The organism is Paractinoplanes maris (genome assembly GCF_023544465.1).
In the GTDB taxonomy this organism is placed as follows: domain Bacteria; phylum Actinomycetota; class Actinomycetes; order Mycobacteriales; family Micromonosporaceae; genus Actinoplanes; species Actinoplanes maris.
The window spans coordinates 1-21845 of sequence record NZ_JALPVL010000004.1 but is presented as its reverse complement, the minus strand read 5'-3'; the positions used below and the strand labels follow the sequence as shown (position 1 = coordinate 21845).

The following is a 21845-nucleotide window of genomic DNA, read 5'->3' as shown; positions in this document are numbered from 1 at the left end:
GGTCACGGCAGGCGCCAGACCCGGAACCGGGCGTCGAAGGTCCGGCAGGCGAGGAAACCCCCGCCCGCGGCGCACGCGCCCTGCGGCACCCTCTCGACGGTGCCCAGCACCCGGCCGTCGGAGACCCGGCGGACCAGCGTGCGCTCGCCGTCGCCCTCGACCAGCAACAGCCCGCCCACCACGCTGCCCTCGCCCAGGTCGCGATCGACGTGCCCGGTGGCCAGATCGACCCGCGCGGCCCGGCCGGCCTCGTCCAGCAGGGTCTCGCCGTCGGGGGCGAGGCCGCGCCACCGCGCGCTGGTCCAGCGCACGGTTCCGGTGCCGCGGTCCAGCACGGCCAGACCGCCGGAGGAGAAGGCACAGATCTGGTCCCCGCATCCCCGCAGCTCGAACGGCCGGTCTGTGGTCGTCCGCCACCGCGGGGTGAGGTCGCCGATCCGGAACGCGGCGACGAACGCCGCACCGAACACCACCAGAAGGTCACCGATGACCCGGGCCGGGGCGAGCGGCGGCGGGAAGTCGAGACCCCACTCGACGCCGAGCCGCCGCGGCCCGGTCACCACGCGGCCGTCCGCGGCGGCGAGAACGGTCGCCCGGTTCTGCTCGTCGAAGGTGACCACGTAGCGGTGCGCGGGGTCGCCGGCGAAGGCCGTGGCCGGAGCCGACCACCGGATCCGGCCCGTGGCCACCTCGCGGATCCGGAGACGGCCGCCCTGCTGCCAGTCGGTCACTCCCGAGCCGAGATCCCGCACCGTCGCGTATTCGGCGGTGCGCCACAACACGCGGCCGGTGCGCGCGTCGAGGAAGGTCGTTTCGCCCGCGTCGCCCGCCTCACTGACCAGCACCGTCTGCGAGGCGTCGAGCCACAGCCCCGTCCCCGAACCTCGCACCTGGGTGATCCATTCCGGGCCGCCCGGACGCAGCGGACGGGCCCAGATGTCGGACGCCCCGCCGACGGTCAGACTGTGCTGGGTGTAGATCGCCGACCCGGTGACCAGTCCGGCGGAGATGCTGCGGCCGTCACCCTCGAGCACCGGCTCCAGCTCACCGGCGTACGTCGGTGGCGTCGACGCCCCGACCAGCACGAGCACCGACGCCACCACAGCGAGCAGGTCGAACCGCGTACGCCGCCCACCGGCGCGGGTGCCGGTGGGCGCGACGTCGAGGTCGATCGTCATGCCTCTAGGGGACCACCCGGTTGAGGTCCCGGGGAAACGCAGTCACCTCGCGCACGTTGGCCGTCCCGGTCAGCCGGGCGACCAGACGCTCCAGGCCGATGGCCCAGCCGCCGTGCGGTGGCATCCCGTACCGGAAACCATCGAGATACCCCGCGTACGGCTCCAGCGGCTCACCGGCCCGGCCGAGAGCCTCCACATAGTCCTCGTAGCGGTGCAGGCGCTGCCCGCCGGTCACGATCTCGAGCCCGCGGAAGAGCAGGTCGAAACCGTTCGAGTACGCCGGGTCGGCCGGGTCCGGATGCGTGTAGAACGGCCGTTTGCGCATCGGGTAACCGGTCACGTAGACGAAGTCGGAACCGTGCTCGCGCAGCGCCCACTCCCCCAGCGCCCGCTCATGGGCCGGCGCCAGGTCGGGCTCGTCCGCCGGCGCCCCGGCGATCCGCAAAGCCTCGGCGAAGTGCACGGCCGGGATCTCGGACGGCACCCGCGGCGTGGCGAGCCGGGCGCGGGCGGTGATGGTCGCCATCATCACGGTGAGGGTGCGGGTGAGGGCCTTCATCACGTCCCGATGGTCCTCGATGAAGCCCATCTCGGCGTCCAGCGACGTGTACTGCGCCAGATGCCGCACGGTGTCGCTGGGCTCGGCCCGGAAGACCGGCCCGACCTCGAAGACCCGCTCGAAGACCCCGACCATGAGCTGTTTGTAGAACTGCGGGGACTGCGCGAGATAGGCCGGGCGCCCGAAATAGTCGAGCGCGAACACGTTCGCCCCGGACTCGGTGGCCGACGCGACGATCTTGGGCGTCTGGATCTCGACGAACCGCTGCTCGCTCAGCGCCGCCCGGAAGCCCGCGGTGGCCGCCGCCGCGACCCGCAGGGCCGACCGCCGGGCCGGGTGCCGCAACGCCAGGGCCGCGTGGTCCAACTGGGTCGGCAGGCTCGCGCCGATCGCCGGACGGTGCAGCTCGAAGGGCAACGGGCCGGTGACCGCGGACAGCACCCGGATCTTCGGCCCGGTGAGCTCGACACCGCCGGGCGCCTGCTCGTTGGGCGTGACCGTGGCGACCACCTCGACGACGCTCTCCTCGGGGAGCTCCTCGAGCTGGGCCCGGGTGTCCGGCTCGGCCACGACGACCTGGCTGAGCCCCTCGGCGTCGCGGACGATCAGGAAGGCCACCGACTTGAGCAGGCGGCGGCGATGGATCCAGCCGGCGATCGTCACGGTCTCGTCGACGTGCGCGCGGAGCTGGGTGGAGAGGATGCGTTGCATGGCAGGTGACCTCCTTGGAAAGCTGCAACGCGGCCCCAGGGAGGTGTGGGCGAGCGGGATCCTCGCGGTGCCACCACACCTTCGCGCCTTGCGGCGCCTCTTGTGTTGCTGCGGCTCAGGAGTGTCTTCACGCCCCGGCGCCCGGGCCACCTTCCCAGCGATCGGTGGCTCTCTCGGCCGGCGTTACGGGGGCTACTCGGTTCCCTCACTGCCGTAGGCCGGACGTTAACAGCAGGCGTCCACAGCGCGAAACAGAATTTAACCGGTTCATATGAGCGCCGTCACACCCCCTGTCACGTGAGCCACGTCGCCCCTGTCTAGGCATACGCCTCCGCAGGCGTAATCTCGGGGCTGTGACTATTGCTCCCGAGGGCCGCCGCATGCTGCGCATCGAAGCGCGCAACGCCGAAACTCCCATCGAGCGGAAGCCTCCGTGGATCAAGGTCAAAGCCAAGATGGGCCCGGAATACACCCAGATGCGCGGCCTGGTGCAGAAGGAAGGCCTGCACACGGTCTGCCAGGAGGCCGGGTGTCCCAACATCTACGAGTGCTGGGAAGACCGCGAGGCCACCTTCCTCATCGGCGGCGACCAGTGCACCCGGCGCTGTGACTTCTGCCAGATCGACACCGGCAAGCCGGCCGAGTTCGACGCCGACGAGCCGCGCCGCGTCGGTGAGTCCGTCGCGACGATGGGCCTGAAATACGCGACGGTCACCGGCGTCGCCCGCGACGACCTGCCCGACGGCGGCGCCTGGCTCTACGCCGAGACCGTCCGCCAGATCCACAAGTTGCAGCCCGGCTGCGGGGTCGAGCTGCTGATCCCCGACTTCAACGCCGAGCCGGCGCAGCTGGCCGAGGTCTTCGGCGCCCAGCCCGAGGTGCTGGCGCACAACGTCGAGACCGTGCCCCGCATCTTCAAGCGCATCCGCCCCGGCTTCCGCTACGAGCGCTCGCTCGACGTCATCACCCAGGCCCGCGCGGCCGACCTGGTGACCAAGAGCAACCTGATCCTGGGCATGGGCGAGGAGCGCGCCGAGATCTCCCAGGCGCTGCGCGACCTGCACAACGCCGGCTGCGAGCTGATCACCATCACGCAGTACCTCCGGCCCACCCCGCGTCACCACCCGGTCGAGCGCTGGGTCAAGCCCGAGGAGTTCGTCGAGCTCCGCGAGGAGGCCGAGCAGATCGGCTTCGCCGGCGTGATGAGCGGCCCGCTGGTCCGCTCCTCCTACCGCGCCGGTCGGCTCTACAAGCAGGCCCTCGAGGCCCGCGGCTGACACAAGCCTTTCCTGATGCCCCGGCCCTGACGGCCGGGGCATCAGTCTTTCCCGCCCCGAACCGCCCCGAACCGCCCCCGGCTGCCCAGCCTGGTCCCGCCCGCCTCAGCTCCCGCCCGCCTTAACCTCAGCAAGTCGGATATATCAGCCGATTTGATGGCGAGGGCCGATCGCGGCCGGAGAGGTCAGGTAATGCGCCGTTCCATGTTCTTGCTGGCCTCAGCCGCGACGCTGGCCACGACCTTCGCCGCCCCGGCCGCCGCCTCAGCCGCCGAGACCTGCGTGTCCGCATCGTCCGCGACCTACCGCCACACCTTCAGCGGGGCCTCCGGCAAGGCGACGATCACCGCCGTACGCCCGCTCTGCTCCGGTCAGACCCAGTCGTTCGGGCTGATCTCGTACACGGCGGGCGCGCCCACCGGGAACGCGGGCCAGTTCACGTACGCCACCGACCGCGCGACCATCAGCTCGAAGTCCCGCAGCGTCGCCCTCGACGTAGTCGTCCCGCCCTGCCATGCCCAGGTCACCGCGATCATCGGCACCGGCCTGCTCGACGAGGTCACCAGCGACGACAACCCCTACGGCGCCAAGACGCTCGGCACCAGCGGCAGCCGCTCCACCGGCGCGCCGGCCCACTACCGCGGCGGCTCGGCCGACTGCTCCCCCGCACCCGAGGTCACCTTCACCAGCGCCTGCGACGGCACCTACCAGGCCACCCTCACCAACGCTGCCGGCGCCAACGTCAGCGCCACGTTCCTGATCAACGGCCGCCTGACCCGCGTGGCGCCCGGCCGCTCCGCCACAGTCCCGGGCCCCGCCAACGGTTCGCTGACGATCAGAGACAACACCTTCACCACGTACGTCGGAAGCTGGCGCCCACCCGCAGCAGGCTGCACCACCACGCCGGCCCCGATACCGACCACCGCGTTGGCCGCCCCCGCCCAGCCCTCAGCCGCGGCGCCGCCGCCCTCGGTTCCCCCGGCGGCCGCCCCCACCACGACAACCACCACCACCGACCAGGCCGACGCCCCCGCCTACTACGTGACCCCGCCCCCCACCGCCACCACCGAGGCCCAAGCCACCCGCGCCGGCATGAACACCGGCAGCATGCTCGCCGTAGCCTTCGGCCTCCTGCTCATCGGCGGTGGCGGCTACTTCCTGTTCCGAGTGATCCGCACCCTCCGCGACCCCTCATAGCCACACCTCCCGGCCGCACCGACAGGTAATCAGGTTGCTCCGGTCCGGCCACAGGACCCACGAATCCAGAGCCGGCGGGTGGTGAGACCGGAAGACCGGTACCAGCGGGAGCCGGACGAGGATCTGCCGGCACCCCGGACAACCTCACCGACCGCGACACCGCCCGTCTGACCACGATCCTCGATACCCGCCCGAACTACGAGTCGCCGCTGGTCTGGTGCGTTCCTTTGCGGCGATCCTGACCCAGCGACATGGCCACGCCTCAACGAGTCCTCCTGACCTGATGCCACGAAGAACTTCAAATACCACTGTCGTGCACTGCGAACGGCTCCTTATGGTCACCGGATGAGGATCACGCTGCGAGCTCTGACCGACGAAGATGTCGAGGCGCACAACGCCGGCGAGGACGAGCACACCGTTCGCTGGCTGAACGGCTCCCCCAGCTCCGCCGAGACGACGGCCGCCCACTTCAACAAGCTGGCCGGCAACGCTCGCGCGGAGCGCGGCAAGCGAGGCTTCGGCGTGTGCCTCGATGACCGCCTCGCCGGATACGTCGACTGCGACCCGGATGTCATCGACGGCCTGAAACCCGGCGACGTCAACATCAGCTACGCCGTCCACCCGTGGGCCCGCGGGCGAGGAGTCGCGGTTGAAGCCGTACGTCTCACCCTCGAGCACATGCGCGAGAATCGCATCGGAACGCGCGCCGCCATCCGAGTCGACCCCGACAACCTCGCCTCCGTCCGCGTCGCCGAGAAGAGCGGTTTCATCTACGTCCACGACTTCACGTCCGGCACTGACAAGCAACCCGATGGAACCCCGGCAACGCTGCGGCTCTACGTGCATGACGTGTAGACACCCGGCCGCCTCACCCAAAGATCAATCACTCTTCACGGGACAGAGCCGCGAACGGGGCCCGGGTGGGCGTCCCTTCCGGGCCAGAGCTCCCGCCCATTGACCGGGAAAGACGTAGTTCATCCGTGACCCGCCGGCGATCACGTAACTCGGCGGGCCACTGACCTTCATAAGCCGAGCGTGACCGGGTCGGCGGGTATCCCGGACATGAGCAGGTGTGTCAGTGGTGTGGCGAGGTCGCGGGGCGAGAACAGGTCAGCTCCGCGGTAATCGGCGATCTCCGGGAGTCGCCACCAGCGAAAGCCGGCGAGGTGCTCATCCACGGCGAGTTGGTCGTCGGTGAACTCGCCCTGGGGCTCGAAATGGGTGGCGCGGACGAGGAAGTAGTCGTTGACCATGCCGTCCAAGCCGGGCGGCGCATGATCTGCGGCAAGGACCTGGTGCCAAACATGCGGCGGATCGGCGACGGTCACCAAGCCGGTTTCCTCGCGCAGCTCACGGCGCAATGCCGACAGCCCGTCCTCACCTGGTTCTATGCCGCCACCAGGAGCAGCCCAGACGGCCGGGGCTCCATCCGGAACCGCCGGGTGCGGGAAGACGAAACGGCACAACAGGATCTGATCGGCTTCGTCGAGGATGATCGCGCGGGCAGAGGTTCGAAGGTTCAGCGACATACACACTCCCGATCCTGTGCGCGTGTACCGCGATGATCGACGTCGGACGCGGGTAGCGCTCCAACAGACTTTTGACGGACGCTCGTCGGTTGGCTTCGTCGGGTCCCGAACTCCCGCCCGATGGAACCCCCGGGCGGATACCGGGACCCAGACTCACGCCTGGACGGGACCGCTCTTCGCGTTCGGAACCAGTTGCCTTTCAGTCGTCGAGAAGACCCAACCGGCGGGCCACCGCCGCGGCTTCGCCCCGGTTGGTGACCTCCAGCTTGGCGATGATGCGGGAGACGTGGACGCTCGCCGTCTTGGGTGAGATGAAGAGATCGGCGGCGATGCGGCTGTTGCTGTGCCCCTCGGCGACCAGGCGCAGAACCTCGCGCTCGCGGGCAGTCAGCAACTCGTCCCGCTCGGCGGCCGGCGCCGACGCCCGGATGCCGAGCCGCCGCGACAGGGTGTCGGCCGCCTCGACCAGCGGCGCCGCACCCAGCGCCGCGGCGACAGCGACCGCCTCGGCGATCGACTCGGCCGGATCAGACGAACGCTCGACCGCGCCGCGGGTGACGACACCGGCTTCGCCGCGAGCAGCGGCAGTGGCGTCGGAGAGCCCAGCTGAGCGGACGGCCGCATCGGAACGGCCGGCCGTATCGGAACGGACCGCCGCCTCGGAACGGACCGCCGCCTCGGAACGGACCGCCGCCTCGGAACGGACCGCCGCGTCGGAACGGGTGGCTGTGCGGGCGGCGGCCTGGGCCTCGGCCAGGCCCAGCAGGGCGCAGGCCAGTTCGTAGCGGTGGCCGTCGGCACGCCAGGCTTCGACGGCCTCGCGCCAGCGGGGCTCGCCGCCCTCGAGGAAGGCGCGGACATGCGCCGCGAAGGCCATCTCGGCCGGATAGCGCTGGGGCAGCTCGGCGGCCACGGCAGCCACGGACTCGGCCACAGCGGGGTCGGCGGCCCGGGTCGCGGCCCGGGCCGCGTGGGCCAGGATCGACCAGCAGTAGCGGGGCCGCACCGTCAACTTGGGCTCGGCCAGGGCCGCTCGGGCGGCGTCGAGGGCGACCGCCGGGTCGGGGTCGTCGAAGGCGGCCAGGATGCGCAGGTCGAGCGTGGCCAGGCGGCTCTCGTTGCTCAGGTAGGGGCGGCGCAGGAAGTCGACCGAGCGGCTGACCAGCGAATCGGCGTCCTCGCGGCCGCGGGCCAGGCGGATGCGGGCGCGCAGCCGGAGCCAGGGCAGGGCCAGCGTCTCGGGTGGGTCGAGCCGCGCGGCCTCGGCCAGGCGGGCGTCCGCCTCGTCCCAGCGGCCCAGGGCGATCAGCGCCTCGGCGTGGTTGGCCAGCAGGTAGACGCCGGTGGTGCGGCTGACGCCGATGCGGCCGGCGTCGGGCAGTCCCTCGGCCGCGGCGGCGGCCGACTCGTCGTATCGGCCCAGCTCGAACAGGGCGTCGGAGACGTTGACCAGCCCGTGGGTGAAGGCGGCCAGGTCGCCGGCCGTGCGGGCCCGGGCGACGGCGTCACGCATGACCGGCAGGGTGTCGGCCGCCAGGATCCGGCCGGTGCAGGAGGCGCCGAACGCCACCTCGGCCGTCACCAGAGCGGCGAGGTCACCCTGCTCGGTGGCGTCGGCCATCGCGACGCGGGCCACCTCGGCCGCGCGGTCGGCGTCGATGCCGGCCAGCTGATGGGCCAGGTCGGCCAGCAGGCGCACCCGGCCGGCGCCGCGCGGGGCCATGCTGAGCAGCCGGAACGCCTCGTTGCACTCGGCCTCGCCGTTGGATTTGCCGGCCGTGCGCAGCAGTTTGGCCCGGCGCACCAGCAGGCGGCCCGCGCGCAGCGGCTCGGCCTCGGCGTCGAGATCACCGAGCGCGGCCCGGGTCAGGGTGAGCGCGCGCATGTGCTCGCCGGAGTCGATCGCGGCCAGCGCCGACTCCTCGAGCAGGTCGAGGTGGTCGATGCCCAGCAGCGTCCGGGCGTCGGGCACGTCCTCCCAGAGCCGGAGCACCCGGTCGAGCAGGCTGGCCTGTTCCCCATACGCGAAGCGGCGGCCGGCCTCGTCGGCGGCGATCTTGGCGGTGATCAACGCTCGCGGGTGGTCGTGGGCCGCGTGCCAGTGGTGCGCGATCTCGGCCGCCGCACGGCCCATGGCGACCAGGTGAGGCTCGGCCTCGACGGCCCGGGCGTAACGCGCGTGCAGCCGGGCGTGCTCGCCGGGCAGCAGGTCGTCGTGGACCGCCTCGCGCACGAGGGCGTGGCGGAACTCGTAGCCCCCGTCGGCGTCGACGACCATGACGAGCTGGGCGGCCACGATCACGCGCAGCGCCGACTCGAGGGCCGCCTCGTCCAGACCGGCGACGCGGGCGAGCAGCTCGTGGCCGAACCGGGTGCCCCCGACCGCGGCCACCCGCAGCACCCGCTGGGCCGGCTCGGGCAGCTGATCGACCCGGGAGAGCAGCAGGTCGCGCAGGCTGGCCGGGATCTCGTCGAAGGCGGCCCCGGCGAACTGCTCGATGAAGAACGGGTTGCCCTGGGCGCGCTCGTTGACCGTGTCGACCACGCGCGCGCCGGGCTCGGTGCCGAGCAGGTGGGTGAGCAACTCGGCCGTGCCCTCGCGGTCGAGCCGGCCGAGCTCGAGGCGCTGCACGCCCCGGACGCGGTCGAGCTCGGCCAGGAACGGCCGCAACGGGTGGCCGCGGTGCAGCTCGTCGGTGCGGTAGGTCGTGATCAACAGCAACTGGGGCAGCCGGGCGGCCCGCACGAGGAACAGGATGAGGTCTCGGGTGGAGCGGTCGGCCCAGTGCAGATCCTCGATCACCAGGACCAGCGGCCGGCGCCCGAGCAGCGCGGCCACCGCCTCGAAGAGCAAGCCGCGGCGGGCCTCACCCTCGGGCGGCGGACCCAGCTCGGGCAGCAGCCGGGCGAGCTCCCGCTCGTGACCGTCGAGCGCGGCGGGCCCCTCGGCCCGCACCAGCTCGCGCAGCGCACCCGCGAACGGGGCGAAGGGCAGACCCTCCTCCCCCAGCTCGAGGCACTGGCCGGACAGCACCCGGACGGGCTCGCCGGCCAGACCGCGGCGGAACTCCTCGACCAGGCGGGTCTTGCCCACCCCGGCCTCGCCGCCGACCAGCACGGTCGACGGCTCGGCGTGGCGGGCCTGTTTCAGCGCGTCGCGCAGCACGGCCAGGTCGGCCTCACGGCCGACCAGAACCTCGCTGTGCGCATGCACCGTCATGAGTTGGAGCATGCCATGGGGGTGCGACAGGTTTTCCGCCGCGAAAACCCGGCCCGCCACGGCTGTCATGCGGCCACAGCGGCCCGGGCCGGTTGCTCGGCCCGCCTGCGGGGCCACCGCCCGAAGCGGCGGCGGCCGGTGGTGGCCTCCCGCGCGCGGCGCGCGTCGGCGGCGCGGCGGCTCAGCTCACCGGCGCGCTGGTGGTGCAGGTCAAGCATGGTGTGGGGGTCGTTGTACGGGAACATCTCGGTGCCTTCCGTCGGAGTTCTTCTGAGAGGAACTCTTCGCCGGAAGGCACCCGCCGGGCATGGGGAACCTGCCTCATATCGGCGTCCGGCGCCTCCTTACGAGTAGGGAGGACCACCGGTGCGTGAGTAAGGACCCGCCCCACTACACTTTCGAGTTATGGCAAAAGAGCAGGAGAAGGTGTCGTTCGGCACGCGCCTGAAGCAGATCGGTCAGGTGTTCTCGTTCACCGCGAAGCAGGACAAGTGGTTCGTTCCGCTGCTTCTCGCGGCTGTTCTGATCCCGCTCGCCCTGACCGTCGTCCTGGTGATCCTGTTCGGCTGGATCTACCTGCCGATCGGCATCATGGTCACCCTGCTGGCCGCCGTGATCGTGCTCAACCTGCGCTCCAACGCCGCGATGATGAACGCGGCCGAGGGCCAGCCCGGCGCCGCCGCCTCGCTGATCGAGAACATGCGCGGTGACTGGCGGGTCCGCCCGGCGGCCGCGTCGACGACCCAGTTCGACATGGTGCACGTGGTGGTCGGCCGGCCCGGCGTGATCCTGCTGGCCGAGGGCAACCCGCAGCGGGTGCGCGGCCTGCTCGGCCAGGAGAAGCGCCGCCTCTCCAAGGTCATCGGCAACGCGCCGCTCTACGACTACGTGATCGGCAGCGACGAGGGCCAGCTCCCGGTCAAGAAACTGCGCTCGACGATGATGCGGCTCCCTCGCAACCTCACCGGCAAGGACGTCAACTCGCTCGACAAGCGCCTGGGCGCCCTGATGGCCCGCCCGCAGATGCCCAAGGGCGCCATCCCCAAGAACATGCGCCCCAACAAGGGCATGCGCCAGCAGCGCCCGCGCTGACCAGGTCAACCCCTCCCCGCGTACGGGGATGAGGGCCTGACCGGCTCGATCGGAGACCCCTGACCGCCGTACGCGGGAAGGGGTTTTTCCTTTTTTGTCAGCGCTGGACCATGACCGAGCGGGCCGCGCGGTCGTGCAGGCCGCGGCCGTCGCCGTCGTTGATCACCGCGGGGATGACCAGCGCCAGGAGCAGGGCGCGGATGATCGCGCGAGGCAGACCGATCGCGCCGCCGTCCACGATGGAGACGCAGCGGATGCGGGCCAGCGCCATGCCCGCCGTCTGTCCGAACAGGCCGACGAAGAACGCGTGCGCCAGCACGAAGACGCCCAGCTGGGGCCAGGGATTGGCGCGCAGGTCGTCGACCAGCAGGGTGGCGATGACCGTGGCCAGGGCCCAGTCGATCAGCAGGGCACCGGCCCGCCGGCCCAGCGAGGCCAGCTTGACGCCGGAGAGGTCGAGCGCTCCCTGCGTACCGGATGGGGTCTTGCCTGCCGAAACCATGCAACCAGCCTAGCCGGGACGGTTTTCGCGGTAGCCTCGCTGTGGTCGGGCGGAGCATCGGCGACTACCCACAGACTCCGTAACATGACGGAAACAATAGGGATACGCCCGGGCAACTCCAGCCCCATAGCGTCGCGACCAGCCTTGACCACGCGGCGGAACCACGCCGCCCCGGTATCGAAATCCTGTGCCAGGAGGACGTGTTGTTCGCCAATCCCGAGGAATTGCTGCGATACCTCAAAGACGAGGACGTCAAGTTCGTCGACGTGCGGTTCTGTGACCTGCCCGGTGTGATGCAGCACTTCAACATGCCGGTCGAGTCGTTCGACGACAGCGTCGTGACCGACGGCCTCGCCTTCGACGGATCCTCGATCCGCGGGTTCCAGGCCATCCACGAGTCCGACATGATGCTGCTGCCGGACGTCACCACGGCCTTCATCGACCCGTTCCGGATCCAGAAGACGCTCGCGCTCAACTTCTTCATCCACGACCCGTTCACCCGCGAGGCCTACTCGCGTGACCCGCGGAACGTGGCCAAGAAGGCGGAGACTTACCTGGCCTCCAGCGGCATCGCCGACACCGCCTTCTTCGGCGCCGAGGCGGAGTTCTACATCTTCGACTCGATCCGCCACTCCACCAGTGCCAACGAGGCGTTCTACCACATCGACTCGATCGAGGGCGCCTGGAACTCCGGCAAGGAGGAGGAGGGTGGCAACCGCGGTTACAAGACCGCTTACAAGGGCGGCTACTTCCCCGTCGCGCCGCTCGACCACTACAGCGACCTGCGTGACGCCATGGTGCGCCGCCTGATCGACGTCGGCTTCACCGTCGAGCGCTCGCACCACGAGGTCGGCACCGCGGGCCAGGGCGAGATCAACTACAAGTTCTCGACGCTGCTGCACGCCGGCGACCAGATGCAGATGTTCAAGTACATCATCAAGAACACCGCCTGGGAGCACGGCAAGACCGCCACGTTCATGCCGAAGCCGCTGTTCGGCGACAACGGCTCGGGCATGCACACCCACCAGAGCCTGTGGCTGAACGGCGAGCCGCTGTTCTATGACGAGACCGGCTACGCGGGTCTGTCCGACACGGCCCGCTGGTACATCGGCGGCCTGCTGCACCACGCGCCCAGCCTGCTGGCCTTCACCAACCCGACGGTCAACTCGTACCGTCGCCTGGTGCCCGGCTACGAGGCCCCGGTCAACCTGGTCTACTCGCAGCGCAACCGCTCGGCCTGCACCCGCATCCCGGTCACGGGCAGCAACCCGAAGGCCAAGCGCGTCGAGTTCCGCGTGCCCGACCCGTCGTCGAACCCGTACCTGGCGTTCTCGGCCCAGATGATGGCGGGCCTCGACGGCATCAAGAACAAGATCGAGCCCCCGGCCCCGATCGACAAGGACCTGTACGACCTGCCGCCCGAGGAGTGGGGCAGCGTCAAGCAGGTGCCGGGCTCGCTCGACGCGGTGCTCAACAGCCTCGAGGCCGACCACGAGTTCCTCACGGCCGGCGGCGTCTTCACCGACGACCTGATCAGCACCTGGGTCGACTGGAAGCGCACCAACGAGATCGACCCGGTCCGCCTCCGCCCGACCCCGCACGAGTTCGAGATGTACTACAACGTCTGACCCAGTTTGAGCCCGTGACCAGCGGAAACATCTGCTGATCTGATCTAGGGCACAATGTGGGGCACAACTCACGAGACGGCGGTCATGATCGGCTCCCAGCCGACGTGGCCGCCGTTTCGCGTGCGCCCAGCGCCCCGTCGACCAATGATCGTGGCCGGTCGAGCACGTCGGGCCACTCATGTACGTACTCATTGAGCGTGATCGTGGGTGTGGAGTGCCCGAGCGACAGTTGCACCGTCTTCACGCTGGCACCCGCATGAATGAGCAGCGTGGCGTAGTAGTGCCTCAAGCCGTGAAACCCCCACCGCATCGGCAGGCCGACTTTGGTCAACGAGGGGCTAGTTGTCGCTGCGCGGCCACGCGGCTACTTCGTGCGTGACCGCAAGCCGTTGCACTACAGACCTCAGGAAGGTTCCGGCCTCGACCGCTGTCCCGGGAGATGGACATCTTCCTTGCAGAACACTCGGCCGCCGGCCGGGAGCCAATGCAGACAATCGAAGTAGCCATTGTCGAGCCGCCCGCAGACGTAAAGAAGCGACTCGTTCTAGCTGATGGTGAGCCAACGGTCGTACGACGTCGAGTGCGCTACCTTGACGGCGAGCCATACAACACAAACGACAGCTATTACCCACTCTCGCTCGCCCGAGACACTGAGATCATGCGTCCGGAAGACATCGCTCGAGGCGCTAACCAGGTTCTCGCCGAGAGGGGCTTTGAGCAGGTCCGAGCTCTCGACGAACTCTACGTCAGGATGCCGACGCCGGGCGAAACGCAACGGCTCCAACTCGGCCCGGGCACACCCGTCACCTATCACATCGTCACCGGCTATGCGGAGGAAGGCCGCTCCGTTCGAGTGGTCCTTAACCTCCTCCCAGGTGATCGTCACGTCATTGCCTTCGAGCGGCTTCGCCTCCCAAAGTCCAGCGAATGACCGTCATACTCCGGAAAGCTACACTCAAAGACTTCGAAGCCCTGGTAGGGCTCCGTGAGGAAGCGCGTCAGTGGCTGATTCATAAAGGTACGGACCAGTGGCAACCGAAGACGACTGGTCGCCTCTCATTGGATCAAGTGCGCTCAGGCATCGCACGCTCAATCGCTCAGGGCACTTGCTACGTAGCACTAGACGGTGAGGACCTGGTCGGCACCATCACGGTCGACAAATTCGCCGATCCAGAATTCTGGACAGACGACGACAACCCGAACGATGCCTTATACGCACACCGTATGATCGTAGGCCGACATTTCGCAGGCAAAGGCATCGGAGCTCAAATGCTCGACTATGCCTCTAAGCTAGCCCCGGCTGCCGGGAAGCGCTGGCTCCGACTCGACGCTTGGCGCACGAATGACGCGCTTCACCGGTACTACACCGGCGTTGGCTTCGACCACGTCAGAACTGTAAACCTCCACCATCGAGGCTCCGGCGCATTGTTCCAACGCCTAGCTGCGCAAGCGGAGTCATGTAGCCGCCGCTGACTCCTTGCCCCCCAGGCAACCAACACGGACGCGTGAGCTGGCAGCGGAAAAGGCTGACCTGCGGTTTCTAGTCCACGGTCGTCCGTGGTTGTCCGCCTTGGTCGCTGGCGATTGTCACTCAGTTAGTCACTCCACCACGTTGATCGCGGTTGCACCGGTCAACAACTCCAGTGCAAAAGACCGGTCAGCACACGCCGGCCAAAGGTACCGCGCGGCGGGCTCGACAGTAGCCCCTACATGAGGTGTTGCTGCGGGTGCTGGAGCCATGCTTTCCACGCATCCACGATTTCGTCGGCCAGCTCAAGCGCGTCGTACGCCTGCCCACTAGATCTGACTTCCCAGGTGTGGAGGGCTGGCTTCGGTTCGTCACTCGGCGTATTGCGGATAGCTGCGATTTGGCCCTCGTCGTTGACCGTGGCCCGGGCCCTAATTGTGCCGGGACGAACGACAACGCTCTGACTGCTGAAGCTGGTCTGACTGTCGCCGGTCTTTGTTTGTCGCGTCAACTTGAGGTGCTTGACGCCGTTGGCGAGATCAGCGCACAGCCGCAGTGCTGCCGTGGCTCCGACGAACCCCTCGACAGAGCCAGCCGCGGAGCTGGTTGCGGGATCGTTCTTGATCCAGTCTTTAAGATGATATGCATTCATGTAGAAGTAAACCAATATGTCCCGAGCGTCGTCTGAGTCAACGACGTGGGAACCAGAGCCCGTAACCACCTCGGCCAAGTGGCCGCGGCTACGGATCATCCGGTCGTACTGTTCCCGCCAGCCTGACAAGATATTCACAGAAGGATCCTTCCTCGAATGAGGGTCCGCATGAAGCCGTAGCCAGTGTCAACCACCATGGATGTTCGATATGCCATGGAGACGAACGGTGGCCCCCGACCCCTCGCTTGTAAGTCTTGGGCGACACGTCCGGCGTCGTCCGTACGTGGTCGCGACCTCGAACAACCGTCCATCGCTGCACCGTTGCGGCCGAGATCATCCGGGCCGGTTGCTGTCAGCGTTGCTATCACGGTTCCGCTCGGGATGATCCTTGGGGAGGTCGCAGCGCAGCTATCTCGAATCGACAGCGTGCCATACTTCTGTCAGATGTCGGATAGATGTCTTGACAGCCTTGCCAATCAGCTCCGTGTACTCCATGGTCGTGAGTGGAGCGAGACGGTAGCCGCTGCAAATGTTGAGCGGCACCCGGAGGCCACCGGGTGCCGCCTCGCCTCCGTCCAGTCCACACCAAGAAGGAGTGCGCTTTGACTGTAACTCCCGATCATGCCCACGAGGTAGATGCGAAGGACGGAGCGTCCAGCCGGCCGAGACCAGCGAGTAGAAGTCACTCAACCCTCATCGGCTACATCTCGGCAGTAGCTGCACTGCTCACCGCGCTGGCAACTTTGCTGAGCCTCATGCTTCGTTGAGCAAAGTCGGCTCGGCCCTACGGAGAGGGTTGGGCCGACTTCGTCCGTGTCAAGGAACGATCATCGTGGCTGGACCAGTGCCGGCAATACACGGGAGCAGGTTAAACGTTCCGTGGGCGTCTATGGTCGTCCGCGGTTGTAGCATCCCGTTGTCACCCGCTTAGACACCCACGATGCACGGAGGGCCTGCATGGGCAAGGCTTCAGTCGGAAGCCCGGATCCTAATGATCCACAGTTCCGAATGACCGAGGAGCAGAGGCGCGCCTTGGCACGAGCTTTCAGCGCCAGCGTCGCTCCCGCGTTCGCCAACTTGCAAAAGCAGCTCGCCCAGTCGACGGCAAGCGTAATCGCGCTATCCCGCATCCAGGAGCAGATTGCAAAAGCAATTCAACCGCAACTACAGGAACTCCAGCTAAATATCGCCCAGAATCTTCGCGTACAGGTCCAATCATATAATGCTCAGATTCTTTCTGCTTTTACCCCCGAAGTTGTAGAGGCTTTCCGCCGGATTAGCAAAGCGGCGAACACGTCAGCTGACGCTACGGATACACTCCCCACTGAACAGGGCCTACATCGACTCGATGAAATCGTCGATTCAGAAGAGATTTCCAATCATGATATCGAGTCTGTCGAGCAACTTGTCGACAGTGACGAGCAATTGCTCTACGCCGTAGATCAGGCGGCCGAATCACTTTCAATCAGTCAACCTTGGCTATCGCGGGAACGCGCGCGCCAAATAGTCGTCGTTTGGGTTTATATTCTATGGTCTGCGGGCCTAGTAGCGGCCAGCTTTGTGCCAATCGTAGGCGCTATTCCAGGAGCGATCGGGCTTGACTCCAAAACGGTGTCAAACGCGGCAGGTAAGGGATTCGATAGGTTAACTCGATCATCAGAAGACAATAAGGATGAAGAGACCCGTCAGGCGGGGCCTATTTAGGTGATCCCTTGACCCCAGGCAGCTTTCAATCTTGGATGAACTTGGTCAACGGCTTGCTGACCTGTGACTTTCAATCCACTACCATCCACGGTTGTCCGCCACGATCACTGGCGATTGTCACCTAGTTAGTCACTCACCGGCCCTAACGCTCACCCACTTGGTCACTCGGCAGCGACCCTTGGGTCATGGAGCCTTGTTCCTCTTGAGGTCTTGCCGCAGCCATACGGTCGCGCTACCCGCTGCCACAACAGTGCAGCCCCCGAACGTCAACGGCACCCACCACGCTCCATCTGGATCTACCGCCGCACTAATCGTCAACCACAAGCAGAAGAAGGCGAGAACAAACCAAGCGATGGTGGTCCATGACACGCGACGACTCTTACTGACCAAGGCGTGCTCCTCATCAACATCTCTCCGGCGATTTGTAGCAGTCTATGGCTTCCAGCGCCCGACCAAGCCGAACGACCGCACGGCCTGGCTCTGAAGGTCATCTGAGCGATCCAAATCGTGCGCCGCACGCCACGCTCGCCATCGGTCACCTACCGGTAGGTCTGGTCGAGGTGAGGGTGGGTTGCTAACAACGCAATCTTCGGTAGGCTCGGCAAGATCGCGAGGGATCTTCGACATGATCGTGTATACCGGAACGCCGCGCCGATACTGCCTCAGGATGCCAACCCAGAAGGCAAGCAGACCAACAGCTGCGAACGTGAAGAACTTACGGTCAGTGGGGTCTGGGGATATGTAAGCGCCAACGCCGACCCCGGCCACGCCCATCAGCCAAGCCGCGAGCCAAGCGCGTTCGCGGAGGCGATACGTCACTCGGCGGGACCGCGAGACTACATGCAACGCCACCATGAGGGTGAGTAACAGAAGGAGAGCGGCTGTCAGGATGGCCGCCCGATTCCTCGGTAGCAGACCAAAAAGTGCGCCTAGCGGGTACAGGATCGCCGCCGCGAGAAGATTCGCTACAACGTTGACACCGACGGCTTGCCAGAACCTCACAAGTCTCTGCCACTGAGTGTCCTCTTCGGGAGCGCCGTGGTCGACCACGTCCACACCGTAGACGTGTGGCGCTACGCCGCCGGCGGACGGCGCGAAAGACGGACACGGCCTCAGCTTGGGAATCGCGTTTATCAATGAGGGCCACCGTCGTGCTCTATCCCTGTTGATCAGCCCACCGGCCATGGTTCGGGCACGTCGCTAGTGGTTGGAGCAATCGCAGTCGGCGTTGAAGCACCTGTAGCAACGAGGCTTGTCCCAGCAGTACCAGCACGCGTCGCAGGCGGGGTCATTGGTACGCAAAGTGTGGTGCTCGACGGCATACCCGATCGTGAGATCTACTGGATCATGGCAGGTCTCGCAGGTTCCAACTTCGGCTATCTCACGTTCGGTCATAGCCCTGCATCTTGCCATCCCGTCGGCTTCGCCTGGCCAGGCCGAAAAGATGTCCTGGCCAAACCTCAACGTCCAAGCGGGTGACGGGAACCGAACCCGCACTGTCAGCTTGGGAGTGTGTTGATCGGCTGTTCCGACTCAGGTCGACCTCAACGGACCCCTCCCCGTGGCGCTTGAGGCCGACCGATGTTGACCCTGCTGGCTCGTCCATCGGGCACGGGGCGGGCACGGCGACGACACGGTGCCGGAATACCTAGCGGAATATTTGACGTACCTTTTTCAACCTGCCATCCTTCCTGGCATGGAGATCGCGGAGCCCTTGGATCGCACCGACTGCTACGGCGTGCTGAAGCCGTACCTACCGGCGTTGGACGACAGCTTCAGAGCTGCGATGCAGCGTTGGCAGGCATGGCTTGGCAAGCTCGATGGGTCTCCGGCGGACGTGTCTGCTCGTTCGCGGGCCAACACGCTCTACGACTTCATCGTGGTTGAGGTCACGAAGCGCTTCGCCCCTGACCCTCACGTTCGGGTCCGGAAGGAGCGGGGGTTCCTGGTCGTCCGTTTCCACGACTTGGTAGCCATGCGCTTCAAGAAGTTCCGGTCGAACACGCTCAAGACCAGCAGCGTTGCCACGGCCCAGTCTCTCGCGTTCTCCAATCAGACCTTGGAGATCTCGGAGGTGACGATTCAGCCCATGACGCACGTTGTGGCCGGCTACTTGCTGGACGATCTTGACCTCAACATCGCAAAAGTCGCCGTGACCTGCACTATGTTCGGTGATCATCTGTGGGCTCCGATCCAGATCTCCGGCACAGTTGCTCCGGTCGCCGCCGTGCCACAAGTGAGTACCGAAGCAGCCCCCGCCCCGCGGGTTCGCAGCAAGCGTGTTAAGAAGATCATCGATGATGGTCAACAAGCCGCAGGAGGAAGCGAAGAGTGACTGAGAACCCGCGCATGCTCGTACTGGCGCGGGAGGCACAGGGCATGACGCAGGAGGAACTTTCGAAGGTCACCGGTTTGGCTCAGTCCACATTGAGCAAGGCCGAGAATGGCCTACGCCCCTTGCCGACTGCCGACCTGCCGACCGTTGCCGATGCCCTCCAAGTCACCCCTCAGCTGCTGTGCTGGGATGACGACGTTTACGGCTTCGGCAGTGCCAGCTTTTTTCACCGCAAGCAGCAGAGCCTGTCTCAGCGCACACTCCGTAAAATTCAGGCGCGCATCAACTTGCTCCGAATGCGCATCCATAGGCTCCTAAGCGATATCGATGTTGAGACGATTCTTACCATCCCAAGAATCGACATCGATGACGTTGGTGGCGCTTACGAGGTGGCGCGCAAAGTCCGGGCAGCCTGGCGTATGCCAATGGGTCCTGTCACTAACCTGGTAAACCTAATTGAATCGGCGGGCGGTGTGGTTGCTCGCCGAGACTTTGAAACACACCGGATCAATGCCATTAGTATTTGGCACCCTGGTAGCGGACCGCTATTTGTGCTCCATTCTCAGCTGAGCCCGGAGCGGCAAAGATTCGTTCTTGCGCATGAGCTTGGTCATATGATCATGCATGAGGGTGAGCCGCCACGTGATACCGCCGAAGCCGAGGCGGACCAGTTCGCAGAAGAACTTTTAATGCCAGCGGCGGAGATTGTGGCTGACCTAGCGGATATCGACGTCCGGAAGGCAGCCGCCCTGAAGCCATACTGGCGAGTTCCAATGCAGTCGTTAATTCTACGCGCTGAGCATCTTGGGGTAATCTCACAGAGTCGGTGTCGCAGCTTACATGCTTACATGAATAAAGCCGGATACCTGACTGTCGAGCCAAATCCGATTGACAGGGAAGAGCCGCAAGTAATTGCAGAACTCGTCCGCGTTCACTTGAACGAGCACACATACTCAGTGCCCGAGTTGGCCGATGTAGTTGGCCTCCCTAACAACCGCTTTCCCGCTGAATTCCCGATGCCTGAAGCGCAACGTTTGCGTCTCGTTAGGTAAGTCGGGGGAACTTGGTCCGTCAAGGTTCCCTTGACGGTCGACTGTGGAAACGTTCGGGGCTTGGCGCCATCGCGTCATCCTCGACCCGCCTTCCCGGGGGCGGACCCGGCCGGCCCCCGTCGCGTCGCTGCGACCGTGACCCTAGGCAACCAGGCTGGCGGGGGCCGGCGGGGTGTGCTCGGCTTTGCCCGGGCTGAGGGTGACGGGCTGAGCGCGTCCGTCCCAGAACCAGAGCCCCCCGCCGGAGGCGCAGTAGCCCCATGCCGTCTACGGCCCCGCGACGCGCGCCCTACCGGTCTGCTAGCGGCAGCTCGTCCGCGTCGCCCTGGCCGTGCCGGTCGGCCGCCTCAGCCAACCCCCACCCCACCGGACTTTCGTCAGTCCTTCGGCAGGCCCAACCCTCTCCGCGTTTTCCACGAGTGTCGACGGGGAGCGCCTAATTAGCGTGCCGCCGCAGCTTTGGGCTTGCCGCTGCGGCGATGCGCTGCCCCCAGCGACGGAGTGAGCGGCCGCTTCGGGCCGCCTTGAAGACGTACAGAAACTATGAACAAAAGCAGCGAGTACTTCGCTGCGGGAGGGCAGCCCGCTGGTGAGAACTTTCTCTACATCTTCAAGGCGGCCTGCGGGCCGCGCGCAGGCCACCTGCGCCGGCCGTCCGCGCCTTGCCGCTTCGCTCCCGGCGCAGCCCGGCAGTGACTACCGCGAGTCCGGCAGAATACGGCGAAGCCTCGGCCGCCACCACACGGGGCGAAGCCGAGGCCATGTCTGATTGTCCGCCGGGCAGACTATCGCAGCTACGTTAACTCCGTCAGTATCGAAGGGTGCAGACTCCTTTCTGGATCACGCTCGCTGTAGCGGCGATCGGAGTGATCGGTACCCTGGCTGGCGTTATCGTCACCCAACATCAGTCGAACGCCCGGGAGCGTTGGTCTTTCGAGCGAGGACGAGAACAAGAACGCGAACGATGGTTGCGCGACGATGCCGCCCGAACTTTCGAACGTCGCCGAGGGGTCTACGAAGATTTTTACGGGGCCCTGATGATTTATGGGAATCTGGTCGAACAGCGCAGCAGAGGCATGATTTCTAAGGTGTCGAACGAGCCCTTTAGCGATGTATACCGAATCTCGTACATCGTACAGTTGTATGGAACATCGCAAGTTTTCGATGCTGCCCGGAGCGCCCTTGAGAGCGCTGGAAAGTGGAGTTTGGAGCAGGTTGGCACTGATCAGGAGAAGGCTGTAGGGCAGGAGTACTTCTCCCGCAGGGCAGAGCTGGTTGACGCAATTAAGAACGACCTGCACCTCCCTGCGCGGAAAGCCGGAAATGGCGGCGAAGCTCTGCCAGGTCCCGCCGGAACGGCGGATCTGGATTAAGCGACCGCGCCGCGTGCACCTCGAAGCGCCGAGCAGTACTCCGCCTCCGGCGGGCAGGGCCTCCTGCCCTACAACCCGGAGAAAGCCTCCGGCGGCCGGGGCTACTCGCCCCTGGACCCCATGCAGCTCTGGGATGCCCAGCCGCCCGCTGCGACCTGTCGCGCACCGGAGGCCACCAGCCCGGGCTCGGGGCAATGCCGCGTAGCTTAAGTTGATCTTGGTTGAGCTGGTAGCCCGGTTGTCGGCGTGGTGTGGTGACTTCGGTTGTGGTGATGGCTTGGATCACCGGTCATGACAGCGGATGCGGTGGATCGCCCGATGGTGCGTCCTGATCAGGTCTCGCTCGGGGTGCTGATCTCGCAGGTGCC

The 21845-nt window shown here is 66.4% G+C and carries 19 protein-coding genes; 11 read left to right on the top strand and 8 right to left on the bottom strand.

Features of this window, described 5'->3' with window-relative positions; all coding sequences use genetic code 11:
• Window positions 1-2 precede the first annotated feature (2 nt).
• On the bottom strand, window positions 3-1178 hold the full coding sequence (locus tag NAG42_RS12220; RefSeq protein WP_250030350.1) for an outer membrane protein assembly factor BamB family protein: 1176 nt from the start codon (window positions 1176-1178) through the stop codon (window positions 3-5).
• Window positions 1179-1182: 4 nt separating this feature from the next.
• A complete protein-coding gene (gene aspS / locus NAG42_RS12215) occupies window positions 1183-2448 on the bottom strand; it encodes an aspartate--tRNA(Asn) ligase (protein WP_250030349.1) in 1266 nt (421 codons plus the stop codon).
• 380 nt (window positions 2449-2828) lie between these two features.
• On the opposite strand from aspS, the gene lipA reads away from it, so the two are divergent.
• The 3 genes from lipA (at window position 2829) to NAG42_RS12200 (ending at window position 5777) form a co-directional block, all read left to right on the top strand.
• Window positions 2829-3725 (top strand): lipoyl synthase, encoded by an 897-nt coding sequence (gene lipA / locus NAG42_RS12210; RefSeq protein WP_221376308.1) that lies wholly within the window; start codon window positions 2829-2831, stop codon window positions 3723-3725.
• Between the two features lie 192 nt (window positions 3726-3917).
• On the top strand, window positions 3918-4922 hold the full coding sequence (locus NAG42_RS12205) for a hypothetical protein (protein ID WP_250030348.1): 1005 nt from the start codon (window positions 3918-3920) through the stop codon (window positions 4920-4922).
• A gap of 345 nt (window positions 4923-5267) precedes the next feature.
• Window positions 5268-5777, top strand: a complete 510-nt coding sequence (locus tag NAG42_RS12200; protein WP_250030347.1) for a GNAT family N-acetyltransferase — start codon at window positions 5268-5270, stop codon at window positions 5775-5777.
• Between the two features lie 167 nt (window positions 5778-5944).
• Here NAG42_RS12200 and NAG42_RS12195 read toward each other — a convergent pair whose 3' ends face one another.
• From NAG42_RS12195 to NAG42_RS12185, 3 genes are all read right to left on the bottom strand, one after another.
• A complete protein-coding gene (locus NAG42_RS12195; protein ID WP_250030346.1) occupies window positions 5945-6451 on the bottom strand; it encodes an NUDIX domain-containing protein in 507 nt (168 codons plus the stop codon).
• A 199-nt stretch (window positions 6452-6650) separates the two neighbouring features.
• On the bottom strand, window positions 6651-9671 hold the full coding sequence (locus NAG42_RS12190; RefSeq protein ID WP_250030345.1) for a helix-turn-helix transcriptional regulator: 3021 nt from the start codon (window positions 9669-9671) through the stop codon (window positions 6651-6653).
• Between the two features lie 65 nt (window positions 9672-9736).
• The gene (locus NAG42_RS12185) at window positions 9737-9916 is read right to left on the bottom strand and encodes a hypothetical protein (RefSeq protein ID WP_250030344.1); all 180 of its coding nucleotides are present in this window, start codon (window positions 9914-9916) and stop codon (window positions 9737-9739) included.
• Window positions 9917-10076: 160 nt separating this feature from the next.
• Between NAG42_RS12185 and NAG42_RS12180 the strand changes: the two genes are divergently transcribed.
• Window positions 10077-10763, top strand: a complete 687-nt coding sequence (locus NAG42_RS12180; protein WP_250030343.1) for a DUF4191 domain-containing protein — start codon at window positions 10077-10079, stop codon at window positions 10761-10763.
• Between the two features lie 97 nt (window positions 10764-10860).
• On the opposite strand, the gene NAG42_RS12175 is transcribed toward NAG42_RS12180, so the two are convergent.
• Complete coding sequence (locus tag NAG42_RS12175; RefSeq protein WP_250030342.1) at window positions 10861-11265, bottom strand: RDD family protein; 405 nt, start codon at window positions 11263-11265, stop codon at window positions 10861-10863.
• Window positions 11266-11468: 203 nt separating this feature from the next.
• On the opposite strand from NAG42_RS12175, the gene glnA reads away from it, so the two are divergent.
• On the top strand, window positions 11469-12893 hold the full coding sequence (glnA, locus tag NAG42_RS12170; RefSeq protein ID WP_250030341.1) for a type I glutamate--ammonia ligase: 1425 nt from the start codon (window positions 11469-11471) through the stop codon (window positions 12891-12893).
• An 82-nt stretch (window positions 12894-12975) separates the two neighbouring features.
• Here the strand turns inward: glnA and NAG42_RS12165 are convergent, their stop codons facing one another.
• Window positions 12976-13224, bottom strand: a complete 249-nt coding sequence (locus tag NAG42_RS12165; RefSeq protein WP_438872396.1) for a tyrosine-type recombinase/integrase — start codon at window positions 13222-13224, stop codon at window positions 12976-12978.
• Window positions 13225-13332: 108 nt separating this feature from the next.
• Here NAG42_RS12165 and NAG42_RS12160 point away from each other — a divergent pair, with 108 nt between their 5' ends.
• Window positions 13333-13824: a UTRA domain-containing protein gene (locus NAG42_RS12160; RefSeq protein ID WP_250030340.1), complete on the top strand. Its 492-nt coding sequence runs from the start codon at window positions 13333-13335 to the stop codon at window positions 13822-13824.
• Window positions 13821-14366, top strand: a complete 546-nt coding sequence (locus tag NAG42_RS45310; protein WP_369077097.1) for a GNAT family N-acetyltransferase — start codon at window positions 13821-13823, stop codon at window positions 14364-14366. The genes NAG42_RS12160 and NAG42_RS45310 overlap by 4 nt, the downstream gene beginning before the upstream one ends.
• Before the next feature lie 233 nt (window positions 14367-14599).
• Here the strand turns inward: NAG42_RS45310 and NAG42_RS12155 are convergent, their stop codons facing one another.
• Window positions 14600-15151: a hypothetical protein gene (locus NAG42_RS12155; RefSeq protein WP_250030339.1), complete on the bottom strand. Its 552-nt coding sequence runs from the start codon at window positions 15149-15151 to the stop codon at window positions 14600-14602.
• A gap of 870 nt (window positions 15152-16021) precedes the next feature.
• On the opposite strand from NAG42_RS12155, the gene NAG42_RS12150 reads away from it, so the two are divergent.
• The 4 genes from NAG42_RS12150 to NAG42_RS12135 all read left to right on the top strand — a co-directional run bounded on the left by NAG42_RS12150 (window position 16022) and on the right by NAG42_RS12135 (window position 21477).
• Window positions 16022-16717, top strand: coding sequence for a hypothetical protein (locus NAG42_RS12150; protein WP_250030338.1), 696 nt, complete (start codon window positions 16022-16024; stop codon window positions 16715-16717).
• Between the two features lie 1696 nt (window positions 16718-18413).
• Window positions 18414-19052 carry a hypothetical protein gene (locus NAG42_RS12145; RefSeq protein ID WP_250030337.1) on the top strand — a complete coding sequence of 213 codons (639 nt, stop codon included), beginning with the start codon at window positions 18414-18416 and terminating at the stop codon, window positions 19050-19052.
• Complete coding sequence (locus NAG42_RS12140) at window positions 19049-20104, top strand: ImmA/IrrE family metallo-endopeptidase (protein WP_250030336.1); 1056 nt, start codon at window positions 19049-19051, stop codon at window positions 20102-20104. Before NAG42_RS12145 ends, NAG42_RS12140 begins: the two co-directional genes overlap by 4 nt.
• A gap of 821 nt (window positions 20105-20925) precedes the next feature.
• Entirely contained in the window at window positions 20926-21477 is a 552-nt protein-coding gene (locus tag NAG42_RS12135) for a hypothetical protein (protein WP_250030335.1), read from the top strand.
• The last annotated feature ends 368 nt before the right edge of the window (window positions 21478-21845 follow it).

What these genes read in the sequence shown, in the direction of transcription:
- NAG42_RS12220 (WP_250030350.1), bottom strand. Translation starts at nt 1,178, where the DNA reads ATGACGATCGACCTCGACGTCGCGCCCACCGGCACCCGCGCCGGTGGG.
- aspS (WP_250030349.1), bottom strand. Translation starts at nt 2,448, where the DNA reads ATGCAACGCATCCTCTCCACCCAGCTCCGCGCGCACGTCGACGAGACC.
- lipA (WP_221376308.1), top strand. Translation starts at nt 2,829, where the DNA reads ATGCTGCGCATCGAAGCGCGCAACGCCGAAACTCCCATCGAGCGGAAG.
- NAG42_RS12205 (WP_250030348.1), top strand. Translation starts at nt 3,918, where the DNA reads ATGCGCCGTTCCATGTTCTTGCTGGCCTCAGCCGCGACGCTGGCCACG.
- NAG42_RS12200 (WP_250030347.1), top strand. Translation starts at nt 5,268, where the DNA reads ATGAGGATCACGCTGCGAGCTCTGACCGACGAAGATGTCGAGGCGCAC.
- NAG42_RS12195 (WP_250030346.1), bottom strand. Translation starts at nt 6,451, where the DNA reads ATGTCGCTGAACCTTCGAACCTCTGCCCGCGCGATCATCCTCGACGAA.
- NAG42_RS12190 (WP_250030345.1), bottom strand. Translation starts at nt 9,671, where the DNA reads ATGACGGTGCATGCGCACAGCGAGGTTCTGGTCGGCCGTGAGGCCGAC.
- NAG42_RS12185 (WP_250030344.1), bottom strand. Translation starts at nt 9,916, where the DNA reads ATGTTCCCGTACAACGACCCCCACACCATGCTTGACCTGCACCACCAG.
- NAG42_RS12180 (WP_250030343.1), top strand. Translation starts at nt 10,077, where the DNA reads ATGGCAAAAGAGCAGGAGAAGGTGTCGTTCGGCACGCGCCTGAAGCAG.
- NAG42_RS12175 (WP_250030342.1), bottom strand. Translation starts at nt 11,265, where the DNA reads ATGGTTTCGGCAGGCAAGACCCCATCCGGTACGCAGGGAGCGCTCGAC.
- NAG42_RS12160 (WP_250030340.1), top strand. Translation starts at nt 13,333, where the DNA reads ATGGACATCTTCCTTGCAGAACACTCGGCCGCCGGCCGGGAGCCAATG.
- NAG42_RS45310 (WP_369077097.1), top strand. Translation starts at nt 13,821, where the DNA reads ATGACCGTCATACTCCGGAAAGCTACACTCAAAGACTTCGAAGCCCTG.
- NAG42_RS12150 (WP_250030338.1), top strand. Translation starts at nt 16,022, where the DNA reads ATGACCGAGGAGCAGAGGCGCGCCTTGGCACGAGCTTTCAGCGCCAGC.
- NAG42_RS12145 (WP_250030337.1), top strand. Translation starts at nt 18,414, where the DNA reads ATGGAGATCGCGGAGCCCTTGGATCGCACCGACTGCTACGGCGTGCTG.